Below are 16,578 nucleotides of genomic sequence, written 5' to 3'. Positions count from 1 at the left end.
ACGGCGGGGAGCGGTCGAGCACGATGGTTGCTTGACCTGCGGCCCGGCAACGGCGTTACCTTGACCGGGATAGGACCGGGCGCGGACCAGATCAGGGATGCCGCGCTCCGGTCCGCCCGAGTTGGCCTTGCGGACCGAATGGACGGTTGCCGCTTTCCCGGAGACCGCCCACCCGTGAGTCACACCGCTTCCGTCCGTCCGCCGATTGGCACCGAGACCCCGTTGGACCGCCAGTTGCGGCTCTGGCAGGCCCACCGCCGGCTGGTTCCGCCCGACGAGGGGATGCGCGCCCTGACGGAGCGGTGGCTCGGCCCCCATCTTGCGGCCCTGGAATCGCTGATGCTGGAGCTGCGCCACGGCGTCGACCGGGATCGGGACGAGGGCCGGCTGACCTTCCCGAAGCGCCGCAATCCTTACCCCAAGGGGTTCTGCCGCGAGATCAGCGACGCCGTCTTCGAGCGGTTGCGCCGCCGGATCGCCGCGCCGGACACGCCGGTCGCGCAGGCCCTGGCGGCTTTCGTCCGCGAGGGCGGCCACCTGTCGCCGATCTGGGGGGCGCTGCGCGGCAGCTACTTCCAGAACGCCATGCAGATCGGCGCGCTGTATGTCGATGCGGCCAACGACACCGTGACCGTCACCAAGCCCAAGGTCGAGATTTTGCCGCTGGAGGCGAGCGGGCTCGAAGCCGTCGTCGAGGTGGCCCATTTCGCCCGGATCGCCCAGGTCTACTGGGGTGGCACCCTGTGGGCAAACACGCTGTTTCCGCGGCTCGCGCCGGTCTTTCCCATCCTCTACATCGACCCGGATGGACGTCCCCGCCTGCATCCGGACAGCCTCGGGGTCTTCGCCGAGAACATGGCCGGCGGCTGCCGGTCGGCCCTGGCCTTCCTGGAGCAGGAACGCGACGGCGGGCGCGTTCTGCCGGCCGACGTCGCGGCGGCGCTCGCCCCATGGCGGAGCCATGGCCCCTGGTTCGAGGAGATGTGCCCGACGCCGGACTGGAACCGGCTCCACGCCTGTTTCGCCCAGGCGGCCGATCCACAGGGGCCGTACCGCACGCCCCAGGGCTTTCAGGGGATGATGGAGGCGGTCAAGCGTGCGGCGGCGGTGTAACCAACACTCTCCACGCCCCGGCCTCTTTACGGAGCGGTGCCCCGACGATAAGCTGGAGCCATTGAGTTTTGCTATGGCCGCTCCGGCAGCGGTGCTGTGGAGCAGGACGGTCCGATGAACGGCATTCCCAACATCCGGCATTTGCGGGCCTTCCGCGAGGTGGCGCGGCGCGGCAGCATCAGTCAGGCGGCGGAGCATGTGCATCTGTCCCAGCCGGCCATCACCCAGGCCATCGCCAAGCTGGAGGAGGAGGTCGGCACCCCTCTGTTCGAGCGGCGGCCGGACGGCATGGCGGTGTCCGCCATGGGCGTGCTGTTCCTCGACCGGGTAGAGCGCGCGCTGGACCGCCTGCGCACCGGCACGCGCGAGGCCGTCCGCATCGGCGGGCGCAAGGGCGGCCTGCGCGGTGTGGCGGATTTCGACCAGCTGCTGACCGCGGCGCAGATCCGCGCGCTGGCCGCGGTCGCCGACGCCGGCAATTTCAGCCTCGCAGCGCGCACCGTCGGCATCTCGCAACCGACCCTGCACCGCGCCGCCCGCGATCTGGAACGGCTGTCGGGCATGCCGCTGTTCGCGCGGACCGCCGCCGGCATCGCGCTGACCCCGGCCGCCAAGGCGCTGGTCCAGCATGTCAAGCTGGCGATCACCGAGCTGGAGCAGGGCTTTGCCGAGGTCGGCGAGGGGCTGGGCGGCGACACCGCCCGCATCGTCGTCGGCAGCATGCCGCTGTCGCGCCCCTTCATCCTGCCGACCGCCGTCAACGCGCTGGTGCGCGAGCGTCCGGACGTCCAGTTCGACGTGCTCGACGGCCCGTACGACGACCTGTTGCACGGGCTGCGCCACGGCGAGATCGACGTGCTGATCGGCGCGCTGCGCGACCCGCTGCCCATCGACGACGTCGTGCAGGAGCCCTTGTTCGAGGACCCGCTGGTCGTGGTGGCGCGCGCCTTCCATCCGCTGTCCCGCCGGCCCAGGCTGACGCTGGAGGAGCTGGCGGGGTGCCAATGGGTGGTTCCGCGCCGTGGCACGCCGACCCGCGACCGGTTCGAGGCGCTGTTCGCCGACGCCCCGCCACGCGGGCTGGTCGAGACCAGCTCCCAGATCCTGGTGCGCGGCCTGCTGCTGGGCAGCGACCGGTTGACGCTGATCTCGGCGCACCAGATCCGGCATGAGCACGAGCTGGGCCTGCTGGTCATCCTCCCGGTGGAGCTGGCCAACACCGAGCGCACCATCGGCCTCACCGTGCGCCGGGGGTGGCGCCCGACCGCGACGCAGGCGCATTTCCTCGACCTGCTGCGCGCGGCCGGGACGCAGGCCGTCTCGCCGGTTCCCCGCCCGTGACCGGCCATTCAAAACACCGTCGAGACGCTATTCAAAAATTGGATAGGAAGGTCCGTCATTGAATGGCGCCGGGGGTGTGTCGGCGTGTTAGTCCTGCCCAGTCGAGGGGAGGTGGACTCCCGGCGCACGGACGGAGGCGGCGATGACGGTGCAGGATCGGCGGACGGCCAAGGTGGCCTTCATCGGGTTCGGGGAGGCGGCGTCGGCCTTCTGCTCCGGCTGGCGGGGCGCCGGGCTGGCCGACACGGTCGCCGCCTTCGACGTCAAGACCGGGTCCGCCGACGCTGTGGTGCGCGCCCGCAAATGGGCGGACTATGTGGCGGCGGGTGTGACCGGCGCCGAGCGGGCAGAGGACGCCTTGGCCGGGGCCGCGCTGGTCTTCTCGCTGGTCACCGCCGATCAGGCGCAGGCCGCCGCCCGCGACGCCGCCGCCCATCTCGCGCCCGGCGCGCTGTTCTTCGACGGCAACTCCTGCGCGCCCGGCACCAAACGGGAGGCGGCGCAGGCGGTCGAGGCGGCGGGCGGGCGCTACGTCGATCTGGCGGTGATGGCGCCGGTCCATCCGAAGCTCCACAAGACGCCGCTTCTGGTCGCCGGCCCGCACGCCGCCGAGGCCCTGGCCGCCCTGTCGGCCCTGGAGATGAACGCCAAAGAGGCGGCGGGACCGGTGGGCACCGCCTCCTCGATCAAGATGATCCGCAGCGTCATGATGAAGGGGCTGGAGGCGCTGTTCCTCGAATGCGTTCTGGCCGGGCGCAAGGCCGGGGTGGACAAGGTGGTGCTGGAGTCCCTGGACGTCACCTATCCCGGTTTCGGCTTCAAGGAGCGCGCCGCCTACATGCAGGAGCGCGTCATGACCCACGGCGTCCGCCGCGCCGCCGAGATGCGCGAGGTCGCGCGCACCGTCGATGAACTGGGTTTGGCCGGCGGCATGGTCCGCGCCGCCGTCGACTGGCAGCAGCGCGTCGGCGACCTCAAACTGGACGCCCGCGCCATCGGGGAGGGCGATTACCGGGCGCTCGCCGACGCCATTCTGGCGCGGCTCGATCCGGTCGAGCGCTGAGAAGCAGCCCCCGTTACCCGGCCCGCGCCGCGCGCCGGAAGGCGGCTGGCGTCTTCCCGGTCAGCCTCTTGAAGACGCGGTTGAAATATCCAGGGTCCTGGAAGCCCAGCTCGTAGGCGATCATCGCCACCGGTGCGGCGATGTAGACCAGACGGCGCTTCGCTTCGAGCAGCAGGCGGTCCTGCACCACCTCGAAGGCGGAGCGGCCGGCGAGATGCCGGCACAAGCGGTTCAGCCGCGATTCCGTGATCCCCAGCGCGTCCGCGTAGCGCGGGATCGTCCAATGTTCGGTGAAATGGTCCTCGACCAGCGCGCGGAAGCGGGCGAACAGCTCGGTGCGCACGCGCTCCGCCGGGTCGGCGCCGGCCGCCGCCGCGCGCTGGCGCTCCAGCAGCAACAGGACGCCGCGCAGCAGCCACTCGCACATCGCCGACCGGCCGAGCTGCGGCCAGCGGAACTCCGTCATCAGTTGATCGAGCAGCGCGGCGACGCGCCCCGCCGCCGCCGGGGCGTCGGTGAAATCGATCAGGCAGGGGCGCAGGAACAGCGCCTCGAACAGCGGCCGGCTCTGCGCGCTGGCCCCGTCGAACAGCATCACCTCGGCCACCGTCAGCACATAGCCGTGGCTGCCCGGCTGGAACTGGAAGGAATGCACCACCGCCGGCGGAACGACGATCACGCAGGGCGCCGCGACCTCCGCCACCCGGTCGTCGATCTGCACGCGCGCCCCGCCGTCGAGCACCGCCACCAGCTGGAACAGCCCGCGGTGGGTGTGGGAGCCGATGCCCCAGTCGTAGAGGCGGCTGCGGCTTTCGATGTCCTCGATGTGGATGAATTCGGCGTCGGTGAGCCGGGCCTCCTCGCCGTAGAGCGCGAACAGCGGCACCGCGTCGGAGCGTGTCTGCGCCATCCCCTCCGCCGCCGGTTCCATGCCGTCCTCCCGCGCCACCGTTTGTCGGAAAAGTACAATTTTCCTTCGGCTTCGTCCATTCCGCGGAAAGGGGAAACCCGTTTAGGATGCAATTGTTCGCGACCAGAACGGTTCGCGTCAATCCAAACCAAAAACCGCCAATTGGCCGCCCGCCGCCGCGGGCGTCGGAGGACTGCGCCCGATGTTTCGCTTCGATCCCTACTCACCGGCCGTCGATGCCGACCCGTTTCCTTTCTACAAGACCTTGCGCGATGATCATCCCTGCTTCTGGAGCGAGGAAGCCAACATGTGGGTGCTGTCGCGTTACGACGACATCGTCACCGCGCTGAACGACTGGGAAACCTATTCTTCGGCCAAGGGCAATCTGATGGACGAGATGCCCAACCGCGCCGGCAACACGCTGGGCACCACCGATCCGCCCCGCCACGACCGCCTGCGCAGCATCGTCCAGTTCGCCTTCACCAAGAAGGCGGTGGAAGGATTGACCGAGCCGGTGCGCGCCTCGGCCAACCGGGCGCTCGATGCCGTTCAAGGGGAGAAGACCTTCGACTTCGTCAGCGACGTCTCCAGCAAGGTCACGGTGGACGTGCTGTTCGGCCTGTTCAACCTGCCGCGCGAGAACGAGCGGATGGTGCGTGACAAGGCCGTGCTGATGGTGCAGTCCGATCCCCGCACCCGCCAGAAGGGGCCGGAGCACCTCGCCGCCTTCCAGTGGATGAGCGAATACGCCAAGGAGCTGGTGGAGCTGCGCAAGCGCGAACCCGGCGACGACCTGATCACCGCCCTGATCCAGGCCGAGGTCGCCGGCGAGAAGTTGGCCGACCGCGAGGTGCAGATGACCATCACCACGCTGATCATGGCCGGCATCGAATCCCTGTCGGGCTTCCTCGCGATGTTCGCCCTGAACCTCGCCGACCATGCCGACGCGCGCCGGCGGCTCGCCGCCAACCCGGCGCTGATCCCCGACGCCATTGAGGAATCGCTGCGCTTCAACACCTCGGCCCAGCGCTTCCGCCGCTGCCTGCAGAAGGACGTCGAGCTGCACGGCCAGACGATGCGCGCCGGCGATTTCGTCTGCCTCGCCTACGGGTCGGGGAACCGCGACGAGCGGCGCTTCGCCAACGCGCATCTCTACGACATCGACCGCAAGCCGAAGGGCCATCTCGGCTTTGGCGGCGGTGTCCACGCCTGCCTCGGCACGGCCTTCGCCCGTCTGGCCGCCCGCGTCGCCTGCGAGGAGTTCCTGAAGCGCGTGCCGGAGTTCGTCCGGGTGCAGGACCAACTGCCCTGGATGCCCTCCACCACCTTCCGCAGCCCGACCCGCCTCGAACTGGCGGTCGGCTGAACATCTGGGACGACGGCGCGGCCGGGGGAGACTTCGGCCGCGCCGTCGTCCCGGAACACGCTTTTTTAAAAGGAAGTTTCGGTCATGGCGAAGGTCACCTTCATCGAGCACGACGGCCTGGAGCAGGTTGTGGACATCCCGACGGGCTGGACCCTGATGCAGGGCGCGGTGCAAAGCGGCGTCGCCGGCATCGAGGGCGAATGCGGCGGTTCCTGCGCCTGCGCGACCTGCCACTGCTACGTGGACGAGGCGCTCGTCGACTCCCTGCCGCCGCCCAGCGAGACGGAGGAGGAAATGCTCGGCTGCACGGCGTCGGAGCGGCGCAGCAACAGCCGCCTGTCCTGCCAGATCCGGGTGAGCGACGCGCTGGACGGCATCGTCGTGCGCCTGCCGGAGACCCAGAGCTGATGGGCGGCCCGGCGCAAGCGGAGCCCACGGATGCCGGAATGGTCATCGTCGGGGCGGGGCAGGGCGGTTTGCAGGTCGCCGAATCCCTGCGCGCCGAGGGCTATGACGGTCCCGTCACGCTGATCGGGGAGGAGGCGTCGGCCCCCTATCACCGGCCGCCGCTGTCCAAGGCGATTCTCGCCGGCACGATGGAGGAGGCGCAACTCGCCATCCGCGGCGCCGAAGTCTTCGAACGGCAGCGCATCGCCCTGCTGACCGGCACCCGCGTCGCCGCCATCGACCGCTCCGCCCGCCACGTACGCCTGGAGGACGGGCGCCGCCTGGACTATCGCGGGCTGGCGCTCGCCACGGGTGCGCGGGTGCGCCGTCTGCCGATCACCGGTGACGGGTTGGACGGCGTTCTGGGCCTGCGGTCGCTGGACGACGCGCGGCGGATTCGCGCGGCGCTCGACCGGGCGGCGCGGGTGGTGGTGATCGGCGGCGGCTACATCGGGCTGGAGGTCGCGGCGGCGGCGCGCAAGCGCGGCCTGGAGGTGACCATCCTGGAGGCGGCCGACCGGCTGCTCGCCCGCTCGGCGACGCCGTTCCTGGCCGGCTTCTACGCCGACCTGCACCGCGGGCAGGGCGTGATGGTCGAGCTGGGGGCCAAGGTGATCGGGCTGGACGGGCAGGGGGGCCGCGTCACCGCCGTGCGCACCGCCGACGGGCGCTCGCACCCGGCGGATCTGGTGGTGGTCGGTGTCGGAATCGTCCCCGACACGGCGTTGGCCGAGGGCTGCGGGCTGGCGTGCGACGGCGGCGTCCTGGTGGACGATTGCGCCCGCACCGACGATCCGTCCATCGTTGCGGTCGGCGACTGCACGGCCCGGCGCACCGGCATGGGGACCCTGCTGCGGCTGGAGTCGGTGCAGAACGCCGTCGAGCAGGGCAAGTCGGCCGCCGCCGCGCTGCTGGGGCGGGAGCGTCCCTTCACGGCGGCGCCCTGGTTCTGGTCCGATCAATATGACGTAAAGCTGCAGATCGTCGGCCTGTCGGCCGACCGTGACCGGATGGTGCTGCGCGGCGCGCCGGAGGACCGCCGCTTCTCGGCCTTCTATTTCCGGGAGGGCGCCCTGGTCGCCATCGACTCCGTCAACCGCCCGGCGGACCACATGGTCGGCCGCAAGCTGCTGGACCGCAAGGCCGCGCTGACGCCGGACCAAGCCGCCGACGAGACCTTCCCGCTGGCATCGCTGACGCGGTAATCGTTGGATCGTGACGCAAAGAAACAGGCCGGTGCAGCGCGCGCTGCACCGGCCTGTTCTGCATGATCCCCGTCCGCCGGGAAACGCGGCGGCGGATGGGGACCAACGGGAGGCCCGATCAGGCCGCGCTTTCCAGGACCAGCAGGCCGGCCCCGGTGTTGGAGATCGGGATGTGGTAGTTGCTGTGGACCTTCGAGACCTTCCGGCCCAGCGCACCGCGCATGATCAGCCAGAGGATCAGCTCTGCCCCCTGGGCGCCGGCCAGCCGGACCAGATCGTGGATGGAGTATTTCGCCAGCGCCTCCGGCTCGTCGACGATCTTCTCAAGGCACATCAGGTCGAAGTCCTTGTTGATGAAGCCCGCCCGCTCGCCGTCGAGCTGGTGCGACAGGCCGCCGGTGCCCAGCACGACCACCTTCAAATCCTTGGGGTAGGACGCCACCGCGCGGCCGATGGCCTCGCCCAGCTTCAGACAGCGCGCCGGGGTCGGTAGGGGGTGCTGCACCGTGTTGACGGCTACCGGGATGGTGTGGACGGGCCGCTGGGTCTGGTCGGGCCACAGCAGGGCCATCGGCACGGTGAAGCCATGGTCCACCGCCATCTCCTGGCAGGAGCAGATGTCGAACTCGTCGTTCACCAGCGATTCGATGATGTGCCAGGACAGCTCCGGATCGCCGGGGTAGGGCGGCAGCGGCTTCAGACCCCAGCCCTCGTCCTTGTTCTGGTACTCGGGAGCCGCGCCGATGGAGAAGGTCGGCATCTTGTCGAGGAAGAAGTTCAGCCCGTGGTCGTTGTAGACCACGATGGCTACGTCCGGCTTGACCTCGGCCAGCCACTCGCGGGCCTTGGGATAGCCGTCGAAGAACGGCTTCCAATAGGGGTCCTCGAAGAGTTCGTTGGCGATGGCGTTGCCGATCGCGGGAATGTGGGAGGTGGTGACGCCACCGACGATCTTGGCCATGGTCTCAGTTCCCCGCCGCCTTGAGCTTTGCCTTGAATTCCTCGACCGTCATGCCGGTCTGCTGCGCGCCGATGTCCTGGACGTTCAGGCCGAGCATGCCGATGAACTTGGCGAGGTAGTAGATGTTGCCGCCGGCCGCGAGCAGGGCCAGCGCGTTGCGCTCCCGGATGGCCGTCTTCTGCTCGTCGGTCAGGCCGAACTTGGCGCAGTAGGCGTCCTCGTCGGCCAGGAACTCCTGCCGGGCCGCCGCCTCGTTGAACGAGTAGCACATCTTGTTGAGCGGATAGCCCTTCATGGCCATCCGGCCGTCGAAGATGGTGGTGCCGGGGATCGGCTCGTGGGGTGCGGTCACGGGTGTTTCCTCCTTTTCGTTTCTGTCGCTCGTTTTTGGGCTTATTCGGACCAGTAAAGCCGCATCGGGTTGTCGACGAGAAGCGCCGTCCGCTTGGCCTCGTCGGTGGCGATGCGGGGGATGACGTCGACCAGATGCCCGTCGTCGGGCATGTGCGAGGTCATGTTCGGGTGCGGCCAGTCGGTGCCCCACAGCACGCGGTCGGTGAAGCGGTCGACCAGCAGGCGGGCGAAGGGCACCACGTCGTCGTAGGACGGCGGACCCTGGACGCTCAGCCGCTCGGGGCAGCTGACCTTGCTCCAGACCTTGGGGTTCTCGGCCATCAGGGCGACGAATTTCTGGAACTGCGGGTGGTCCACGCCCTTGGCGATGTCCGGGCGGCCCATATGATCCACGACGATGGTGGTCGGCAGCTCGCGCAGGAAGGGCGTGAGGTCGTCCAGGTCCGGCGCCTCGAAATAGACCACGATGTGCCAGCCGAACTTGGCGATCTTGTCGGCGATGCCGAGGAAGACCTCCTTGGGCGTGGTGTCCACCAGACGCTTGACGAAGTTGAAGCGCACGCCGCGCACCCCGGCCTCGTGCAGCTCGGCCAGTTCACCCTCGGTGATCGACGGGCCGACCGAGGCGACTCCGCGCGCCAGACCGTTGGAGGCCCTCAGCGCGTCGACCAGCGCCCGGTTGTCCTTGCCGTGGCAGGTCGCCTGGACGATGACGTTGCGCGCGAAGCCCAGCTCGTCGCGCAGGGCGAACAGTTTTTCCTTCGGCGCGTCGCAGGGGGTGTATTTGCGCTCCGGCGCGTAGGGGAAGCGGTCGGCCGGGCCGAAGACGTGGCAGTGGGCGTCCACCGCGCCGGGCGGCGGCGTGTAGGCCGGCTTGCTCGGATTCGGGTGGAAGGGACGGTAGTCGGCGTCCATGGAAGGCTCCCTTCGGGGAAAAGATCAGTCGGCGTAGACGGCGCCGTCGAACAGCTTGCGGGCGGTGCGCAGCAGGGCGGCGCGGGTCACCGTTCCGGCCTCGTCCAGGTCGAGAACCACGGTCATCTCGCCGGTCGGGTGCTCGACGCTCAGCGTCCGGGTGGTGCCGTCGGGGACCACGGCGAGCGACGCGGCGGGGGAGCCCTCCAGCGCGCAGGCGGTGGCGACGCTGACCGCGCCGAGCACGCCGATGGAGGCGTGGCAGCGGTGCGGGATGAAGGTCCGGGTGGACACCGCCCCGCCGTTGGCAGGCGCGCTGACCAGGGTCATCTTCGGCACCGACTTGTCCGTCACGTCGCCCAGATTCATTCGCGGCCCGGCCTGCAGCCGGATCGATTCCAGTCGCGCCTTCAGCGCCGCGTCGGCGTCCAATTCCTCCCGCGTCTCGTCGCCGCGCACGCCGAGGTCGGCGGCGCGCAGCACCACCACCGGCATGCCGTTGTCGATGCAGGTGACCGGAACGCCGTCGATGACGTCCACCACGTTCCCCGTCGGCAGCAGCGCCCCGCAGGAGGAGCCGGCGGTGTCGCGGAATTCGATGGGAATCGCCGCCGCCGTACCGGGCACGCCGTCGATGCGCGCCTCGCCCCGGTAGGTGACCGCCCCGCCCGGCGTCGGCACGGAGGCCACCGCCACCTGCCCGGTGTTCTCCATGTGGATGGTCACCGGCGTCACGCCGTCGCGGGTGGGGACGAGGCCGCGCTCGATGGCGAAGGGGCCGACGCCGGCCAGGATGTTGCCGCAGTTCTGCGCGTCGGTGACGATGGCCTTGTCCACGAACACCTGGAGGAACAGGTAGTCCACGTCCACGCCCGGCCGTTCCGACCGGCGCACCACCGCCACCTTGGAGGTCAGCGGGTCGGCGCCGCCCATCCCGTCGATCTGGCGCGGGTCGGGCGAGCCCATCACCCGCAGCAGGAAGGCGTCGCGCGCCGCCGTGCCGGACGGCAGGTCGTCGGCCAGGAAATACCCGCCCTTGGAGGTCCCGCCGCGCATCCACAGGCAGCGCACGCCGTCAGACATAGCGCAGCCCCTTCGCGGTGAGCGGGCCGCGCATGCCGTAGATGTCGAGGCCGAGTTCGCCGGCGGCGAGCCGCGCCCGCTTCTCCTCCTCCTTGGCCAGCCGGTCCTGCGCCTTCGCCAGCACGTCGGCGGCCTCCTCGCGGCGGACCACGCAGACGCCGTCGTCGTCCGCGACGATCACGTCGCCGGGATTCACCAGCGCGCCCGCGCAGACCACCGGCACGTTGACCGAGCCCAGCGTCTCCTTCACCGTGCCCTGGGCGCAGACCGCGCGGGACCAGACCGGGAAGCCCATGTCGGTCAGTGTCCGGACGTCGCGCACCCCGGCGTCGATGACCAGACCCGCGCAGCCGCGCGCCTGGGCCGAGGTCGCCAGGAGGTCGCCGAAATAGCCGGCGTCCGACGGCGAGGTGGTGGCGAGCACCAGGATGTCGCCGGGCTTCACCTGCTCGATGGCGACGTGGAGCATCCAGTTGTCGGCCGGCGGGGCGAGGACGGTCACCGCCGAGGCGGCGAGCTGGGCGCCCGGATAGATCGGGCGCAGGGCGGAGGCCAGCAGGCCCTTGCGGCCCTGCGCCTCGTGCACGGTGGCGACGCCGCAGTCGGCGAGACCGGCGATCACCGCCGGGTCGGCCCGCTCAATGCTTTGGACGACGACGTTCATCACAGCTCATCCACGGTGCGGGGATAGACCGACTGGAAGCCTTCGGCGTAGCGGGCGTTGCGCCCGCCGGCCTGCCCGCCGGAGTTGCGGCGGAAGTGGTTGCCGCGGTTCTGCGCCAGGTTGGTGTAATAATCCCAGAGATGCTCCTGCCCGGCCATGCATTCGATGGCGGCGCGCTTGTTGTCCCACACCTCGGTGATGTCGAGGAAGACGTCCGGCTTCCAGCCCATCTGCTCGGTCTGGTGCGGCTCGAACAGGTAGAGCTGCGGGGCGCCGAGCACCTTCTGGCCGGGATTGTGGCCCCAGGCCTGGGCGATCATCCGGCATTCCATCAGGACTCTGGTCGCGTAGGAATGGTCGGTGTTGTAGGGATCGTAGTGCGAGTGGCTCATCAGGAAGGCCGGCTGCACCTTGCGGATCACGTCGACCAGACGGAACTTGGCCTCGCGGTCGATCTCCAGCGGGTAGTCGCCCAGGTCGAAGAACTGGATGTCGTGGGCGTTCAGCGCCTTGGCGGCGGCCTCGGCCTCCTTGCGGCGCTCCGTCTTCACATGGTCCAGCGTGCAGCCGTCCTGCTTCCACAGCTTGGCGGACTCGCCGCGCTCGCCGTAGGACAGGCAGACGATGGTGACCTCGTAACCCTTCTTCTGATGCAGCGCGATGGCGCCGCCGGCGCGCCACACGAAGTCCGCCGAGTGGGCGCTGAGCACCAGCGCTCTTTTGTTCTGTGCCATGAATGTCCGCTCCCAGTCTGGGCATTCCAATTCCGATGGCCCATCATCCGCCGGTCCGGTGGCAAATCCTATTTCGAACTCCCTTCCTTACCATTTGGTTTTGCTATAGGCGCGCTTTTTTGTCCGGCCTCGCCATGGGGTGTCGGGCGCGGGAATGTCTCCGGGGCGATACGAAGATGTCGCGTCGGGCGTAATCTCATGTCGAATCATGGGGATGCAACATACGGGGCTGTGCTCAAAGGCGCGTTGGCGGGTAAGGAAAGGGCTGTCTTGCCGCTGCCTCGGCGGGGCTCCTTCCCTGCCGGTCGGACTTCTCGCTATTCAAAAAACAAATGGGCTCTTCGATGAACGAATTTCCTCGGCGGCGGGCGGGATGATACCCATTCGATCATGAGGGATTAAGGGGCGAGGAGCCGGACCCGCCGCTGCGGGAGGCTCCCCAGCCCGAGCAAGGGATTTCGGGAGAGGACGCGATGAGGATTTGTGTGGCGGGGGCCGCGGGCGCCTTCGGCGTGAAGCATCTGGAGGCGGTCGCCGCCATCGACGGCGTCGAGGTGGTGTCGGTGGTCGGCGGCGAACCGGACGACATCGAGGGCTTCGCCAAGGCGCGCGGCATCCCGCATTGGACCAAGGATCTGGCCGAGAGCCTGGAGCGGACCGACGTGGAGGCGGTGATCCTCGCCACCCCGACGCCGGTGCACGCCACCCAGGCGATCCAGTGCCTGGAGGCCGGCAAGCATGTGCTGGTGGAAATCCCCATGGCCGACAGTCTGGCCGACGCGGAGCGGCTGGTCGCGGCGCAGCGGGCCAGCGGCCTCGTCGCCATGGCCGGGCACACGCGGCGCTTCAACCCCAGCCACCAGTGGATCCGCAACCGGGTCCAGGCCGGCGAGCTGGCGATCCAGCAGATGGACGTCCAGACCTACTTCTTCCGCCGCTCCAACATGAACGCGCTGGGCAAGCCGCGCACCTGGACCGACCATCTGCTGTGGCACCACGCCTGCCACACGGTGGACCTGTTCCAGTACCAGACCGGCGAGGTCGCCAGCCAGGTGCACGCCCTGCAGGGGCCGGCGCACCCGCAGCTCGGCATCGCCATGGACATGAGCATCGGCATGAAGGTGCCGTCCGGGGCGATCTGCACCCTGTCGCTGTCCTTCAACAACGACGGGCCGCTGGGGACCTTCTTCCGCTACATCTGCGATCATGGGACCTACATCGCCCGCTACGACGATCTGTACGACGGCAAGGACAACAAGATCGACCTCAGCGGCCTCACCGTGTCGACCAACGGCATCGAGCTGATCGACCGCGAGTTCTTCGCCGCCATCCGCGACGGGCGCGAGCCCAACGCCAGCGTGGCGCAGTGCCTGCCGGCCATGCGGACGCTCGACCGGCTGGAGAAGTCGCTGAGCACCTGAGCAGGGACAGCGTGAGGCCACAAATCTCAAAAACCAAGATGACGGGACGCAAAACAAAAATCGCCCCGTGACGAGTCCCCCGAGGAGGAAACCCATGCCAACCGCGCGCAGCGTCGACGTCCAAGCCTTTCTCAACGAGCACCCCTTTTCGCGATACCAGTGGCTGGTGTTCGCGCTGTGCTTCTTCATCGTCCTTCTGGACGGCTTCGACACGGCGGCCATTGGCTACATCGCCCCGTCGCTGACGACGGAATGGGGCATCGCGCGGCCGGCGCTGGCGCCGGTGCTGAGCGCGGCGCTGTTCGGGCTGGCCTTCGGCGCCCTGTCCGCCGGGCCCCTGGCCGACCGCTTCGGCCGCAAGGCGATCCTGATCGGCTCGGTTCTGGTCATCGGCACCGCCTGTCTGGCCTCCGCCTTCTCGGGCAACCTGGACCAGCTCGTCATGCTGCGCTTCGTCACCGGGCTCGGACTGGGGGCGGCGATGCCCAACGCCGTCACGCTGATGAGCGAATATTGCCCCGAGGGGCGGCGCGCCATGGTCACCAACGCCATGTTCTGCGGCTTTCCGCTCGGCGCGGCCTTCGGCGGCTTCCTCGCCGCCTGGATGATCCCGCTGTGGGGCTGGCGCAGCGTGCTGGTGCTGGGCGGGATCGCGCCGCTGGTCCTGGCGGCGGCGCTGCTGGTCCTGCTGCCGGAATCGGTCCGCTACATGGTCGCCCACAACCACCCGGTGGAGCGCATCCGCGCCGTGCTGCGCCGCATTTCCGAGACGGCGGCCGGGGCGGCCAGCTTCGTGATGACCGAGAAGGCCCCGGCGACCAAGACGCGGAACGGCATCGCGGTCGTGCTGTCCCGCGGCTATCTGGTCGGCTCGGTGATGCTGTGGGTCGCCTATTTCATGGGGCTGGTGATCTTCTACGCGCTCATCAACTGGATGCCGATCCTGTTCAAGGACGCCGGGCTGGCGCCGCGCGACGCCGCGCTGATCGCCGCGCTGTTCCCGCTGGGCGGCGTCGGGGCCATCCTGTCGGGCTGGCTGATGGACCGCTTCAACGCCAACCGGATCATCGCCTTCGGCTTCGTGCTGACCTACGGCGCCGTCTACGCCATCGGGCAGGTGGCCGGGAATGTCGGGCTTCTGGTGGTCACGGTCTTCGCGGCGGGCACCATCATGAACACCGCCCAGACCTCTCTGCCGGCGCTGGCCGCCAGCTTCTACCCGACCCACGGGCGGGCCACCGGCGTGGCGTGGATGCTGGGGCTGGGCCGCTTCGGCGGGATCGGCGGCTCGTTCCTGGTGGCCGAGCTGGCCCGCCAACAGCTCGACTTCACCAGCATCTTCGCCATCGTCGCCGTTCCGGGTCTGGTCGCCGCCCTGGCCCTGCTGGTCAAGCAGTTCGTCCATCCCGAGGACCGGTCGAGCGGCACGGGTCGGACCGTCGAAGCCCTGGGGCATTGAGTTTTACTATAGACAATTCCTAGGCTTTGCGGCTTGGCACCGTCGATCATCGGTTCAGGTGCCCATGCTGCAGTGCAATGGCGCCCCGAACGTTATTCAAAAAACGAATGGGGCCTTCGCCCAACGAATGAGCGCAGCGCTGCGATCACTGATATCCCTGCTGTGGTGACGGTATCGGCGGCCTGCGCGACCGGCCCGGGCGAACGCCAAGACGCCCCGAAGCAACGCCTTCAAAGCAATGCCCCCCAATCAACGACGAAAAAGCACGGGGGCTTTCAAAACGAGGAGGAAACATGTCCGGAACATTTCGCAAGGCCCTGCTGGGCACGGCTTTCCTGTGCGCCCTCGCGGTTGATGGCGGCGCCGGTTCCGCCTGGGCCGACACGATCAAGGTCGGGGTGATCGCGCCGTTCTCCGGCCCCTTCGCCACGGTCGGCCAGACCTTCAAGCAGGCCATCGAGGTCTATCAGGCCCAGCATGGCAAGACGGTCGCCGGCAACACGGTGGAGTTCGTCTACAAGGACCTCGACCAGGCCAACCCGGCGCAGAGCAAGGCCCTGGCTCAGGAACTGGTGGTCAAGGAGAAGGTCGGATACCTCGCCGGCTTCTTCTTCACGCCGGACGCGCTGGCCGTCGCCCCGCTGATCGACGAGGCGAACATTCCCTGCGTGATCTTCAACGCCGCGACCTCGGCCATCACCGAGAAGTCGCCGCGCTACGTCCGCACCTCCTTCACCCTGTGGCAGAACACCGTGCCGCTGGCCGAGCATGTCGCCAAGCAAGGCATCCGCAAGGTGGCCACCGCGGTCAGCGACTACGGCCCCGGCATCGACGGCGAGACCGCCTTCAAGCAGACCTTCGAGAAGTCCGGCGGCAAGGTGGTCGACAGCATCCGCATGCCGCTGAAGTCCACCGATTTCGCCCCCTTCATGCAGCGCATCAAGGATTCCGGGGCGGAGGCGATCTACGCCTTCCTGCCCGCCGGCCCGACGACGCTGGGCTTCGCCCGGGCCTTCAGCGACACCGGCCTGAAGGCCGCGGGGATCAAGTTCTTCGGCCCCGGCGACATCACGCAGGAGCCGGACCTGCCGGTGCTCGGCGACGCGGCGGTCGGCATCACCACGACCTTCAACTACAGCCAGGCCCACGAGTCCGACCTGAACCGCCAGTTCCTCGCCAAGCACAAGGAGCTGTTCGGCTCGTCCGACATCGTCACCTTCACCTCGGTCGGCGCCTATGACGGCGCGCACGTCATCTACCGCATGGTCGAGGCGACGGGCGGCAAGAGCGACGGGGCGAAGGCGGTGGAGGCGGTCAAGGGCATGGCCTGGGAAAGCCCGCGCGGGCCGGTGCGGATCGACCCCGAGTCCCGCCACGTCACCCAGACCATCTACCTGCGCGTGACCGAGCGCAAGGACGGCAAATTGCAGAACACCGAGGTCGCCGGGTTCCCCGACCAGCCCGATTACGGCTTCAAGGCCGGCAAGTAGGACCATCGACGGCCCCCGTCCCCGACGGGAGGGGGCCTGTCCGCGCTGGAGT

Annotated in this window: 16 protein-coding genes; 9 read left to right on the top strand and 7 right to left on the bottom strand. The window is 69.0% G+C overall.

Annotation, left to right across the window (positions count from 1 at the left end; translation table 11 throughout):
• Positions 1 to 174 precede the first annotated feature (174 nt).
• The 3 genes from FBZ83_RS14190 to FBZ83_RS14180 all read left to right on the top strand — a co-directional run bounded on the left by FBZ83_RS14190 (position 175) and on the right by FBZ83_RS14180 (position 3,517).
• Positions 175 to 1,113 (top strand): hypothetical protein, encoded by a 939-nt coding sequence (locus tag FBZ83_RS14190; protein ID WP_145683879.1) that lies wholly within the window; start codon positions 175 to 177, stop codon positions 1,111 to 1,113.
• Between the two features lie 114 nt (positions 1,114 to 1,227).
• The gene (locus FBZ83_RS14185) at positions 1,228 to 2,454 is read left to right on the top strand and encodes a LysR family transcriptional regulator (RefSeq protein WP_145683877.1); all 1,227 of its coding nucleotides are present in this window, start codon (positions 1,228 to 1,230) and stop codon (positions 2,452 to 2,454) included.
• A gap of 142 nt (positions 2,455 to 2,596) precedes the next feature.
• Entirely contained in the window at positions 2,597 to 3,517 is a 921-nt protein-coding gene (locus tag FBZ83_RS14180) for an NAD(P)-dependent oxidoreductase (RefSeq protein WP_145683875.1), read from the top strand.
• 13 nt (positions 3,518 to 3,530) lie between these two features.
• On the opposite strand, the gene FBZ83_RS14175 is transcribed toward FBZ83_RS14180, so the two are convergent.
• The gene (locus tag FBZ83_RS14175; RefSeq protein ID WP_145683873.1) at positions 3,531 to 4,448 is read right to left on the bottom strand and encodes a helix-turn-helix domain-containing protein; all 918 of its coding nucleotides are present in this window, start codon (positions 4,446 to 4,448) and stop codon (positions 3,531 to 3,533) included.
• Between the two features lie 181 nt (positions 4,449 to 4,629).
• Between FBZ83_RS14175 and FBZ83_RS14170 the strand changes: the two genes are divergently transcribed.
• The 3 genes from FBZ83_RS14170 to FBZ83_RS14160 all read left to right on the top strand — a co-directional run bounded on the left by FBZ83_RS14170 (position 4,630) and on the right by FBZ83_RS14160 (position 7,445).
• Positions 4,630 to 5,793: a cytochrome P450 gene (locus tag FBZ83_RS14170; RefSeq protein ID WP_145683871.1), complete on the top strand. Its 1,164-nt coding sequence runs from the start codon at positions 4,630 to 4,632 to the stop codon at positions 5,791 to 5,793.
• Positions 5,794 to 5,877: 84 nt separating this feature from the next.
• Positions 5,878 to 6,201 (top strand): 2Fe-2S iron-sulfur cluster-binding protein, encoded by a 324-nt coding sequence (locus FBZ83_RS14165; protein ID WP_145683869.1) that lies wholly within the window; start codon positions 5,878 to 5,880, stop codon positions 6,199 to 6,201.
• Between the two features lie 38 nt (positions 6,202 to 6,239).
• Positions 6,240 to 7,445: an NAD(P)/FAD-dependent oxidoreductase gene (locus FBZ83_RS14160; RefSeq protein WP_145683867.1), complete on the top strand. Its 1,206-nt coding sequence runs from the start codon at positions 6,240 to 6,242 to the stop codon at positions 7,443 to 7,445.
• Between the two features lie 118 nt (positions 7,446 to 7,563).
• Here FBZ83_RS14160 and FBZ83_RS14155 read toward each other — a convergent pair whose 3' ends face one another.
• Genes FBZ83_RS14155 through FBZ83_RS14130 form a run of 6 tightly spaced genes read right to left on the bottom strand, consistent with a single transcriptional unit; the run spans position 7,564 to position 12,156 of the window.
• Positions 7,564 to 8,406 (bottom strand): class III extradiol dioxygenase family protein, encoded by an 843-nt coding sequence (locus FBZ83_RS14155; RefSeq protein ID WP_145683865.1) that lies wholly within the window; start codon positions 8,404 to 8,406, stop codon positions 7,564 to 7,566.
• A 4-nt stretch (positions 8,407 to 8,410) separates the two neighbouring features.
• On the bottom strand, positions 8,411 to 8,758 hold the full coding sequence (locus tag FBZ83_RS14150; protein WP_114857163.1) for a protocatechuate 4,5-dioxygenase subunit alpha: 348 nt from the start codon (positions 8,756 to 8,758) through the stop codon (positions 8,411 to 8,413).
• A gap of 41 nt (positions 8,759 to 8,799) precedes the next feature.
• Positions 8,800 to 9,675, bottom strand: a complete 876-nt coding sequence (locus tag FBZ83_RS14145) for an amidohydrolase family protein (protein ID WP_145683863.1) — start codon at positions 9,673 to 9,675, stop codon at positions 8,800 to 8,802.
• A 24-nt stretch (positions 9,676 to 9,699) separates the two neighbouring features.
• Positions 9,700 to 10,758, bottom strand: coding sequence for a 4-oxalomesaconate tautomerase (locus FBZ83_RS14140; RefSeq protein ID WP_145683861.1), 1,059 nt, complete (start codon positions 10,756 to 10,758; stop codon positions 9,700 to 9,702).
• Positions 10,751 to 11,422 carry a 4-carboxy-4-hydroxy-2-oxoadipate aldolase/oxaloacetate decarboxylase gene (locus FBZ83_RS14135; RefSeq protein WP_145683859.1) on the bottom strand — a complete coding sequence of 224 codons (672 nt, stop codon included), beginning with the start codon at positions 11,420 to 11,422 and terminating at the stop codon, positions 10,751 to 10,753. Before FBZ83_RS14135 ends, FBZ83_RS14140 begins: the two co-directional genes overlap by 8 nt.
• Positions 11,422 to 12,156 carry a PIG-L deacetylase family protein gene (locus FBZ83_RS14130; RefSeq protein WP_145683857.1) on the bottom strand — a complete coding sequence of 245 codons (735 nt, stop codon included), beginning with the start codon at positions 12,154 to 12,156 and terminating at the stop codon, positions 11,422 to 11,424. Before FBZ83_RS14130 ends, FBZ83_RS14135 begins: the two co-directional genes overlap by 1 nt.
• Positions 12,157 to 12,629: 473 nt before the next feature.
• On the opposite strand from FBZ83_RS14130, the gene FBZ83_RS14125 reads away from it, so the two are divergent.
• The 3 genes from FBZ83_RS14125 (at position 12,630) to FBZ83_RS14110 (ending at position 16,526) form a co-directional block, all read left to right on the top strand.
• Entirely contained in the window at positions 12,630 to 13,577 is a 948-nt protein-coding gene (locus FBZ83_RS14125; RefSeq protein WP_145683855.1) for a Gfo/Idh/MocA family oxidoreductase, read from the top strand.
• A 94-nt stretch (positions 13,578 to 13,671) separates the two neighbouring features.
• The gene (locus FBZ83_RS14120) at positions 13,672 to 15,036 is read left to right on the top strand and encodes an MFS transporter (protein WP_145683852.1); all 1,365 of its coding nucleotides are present in this window, start codon (positions 13,672 to 13,674) and stop codon (positions 15,034 to 15,036) included.
• Between the two features lie 293 nt (positions 15,037 to 15,329).
• Positions 15,330 to 16,526 (top strand): ABC transporter substrate-binding protein, encoded by a 1,197-nt coding sequence (locus FBZ83_RS14110; protein ID WP_145683850.1) that lies wholly within the window; start codon positions 15,330 to 15,332, stop codon positions 16,524 to 16,526.
• Positions 16,527 to 16,578: the final 52 nt, after the last annotated feature.

This window comes from Azospirillum brasilense, from assembly GCF_007827815.1.
In the GTDB taxonomy this organism is placed as follows: domain Bacteria; phylum Pseudomonadota; class Alphaproteobacteria; order Azospirillales; family Azospirillaceae; genus Azospirillum; species Azospirillum brasilense_C.
This window is presented reverse-complemented; position numbering and strand designations above follow the sequence as displayed.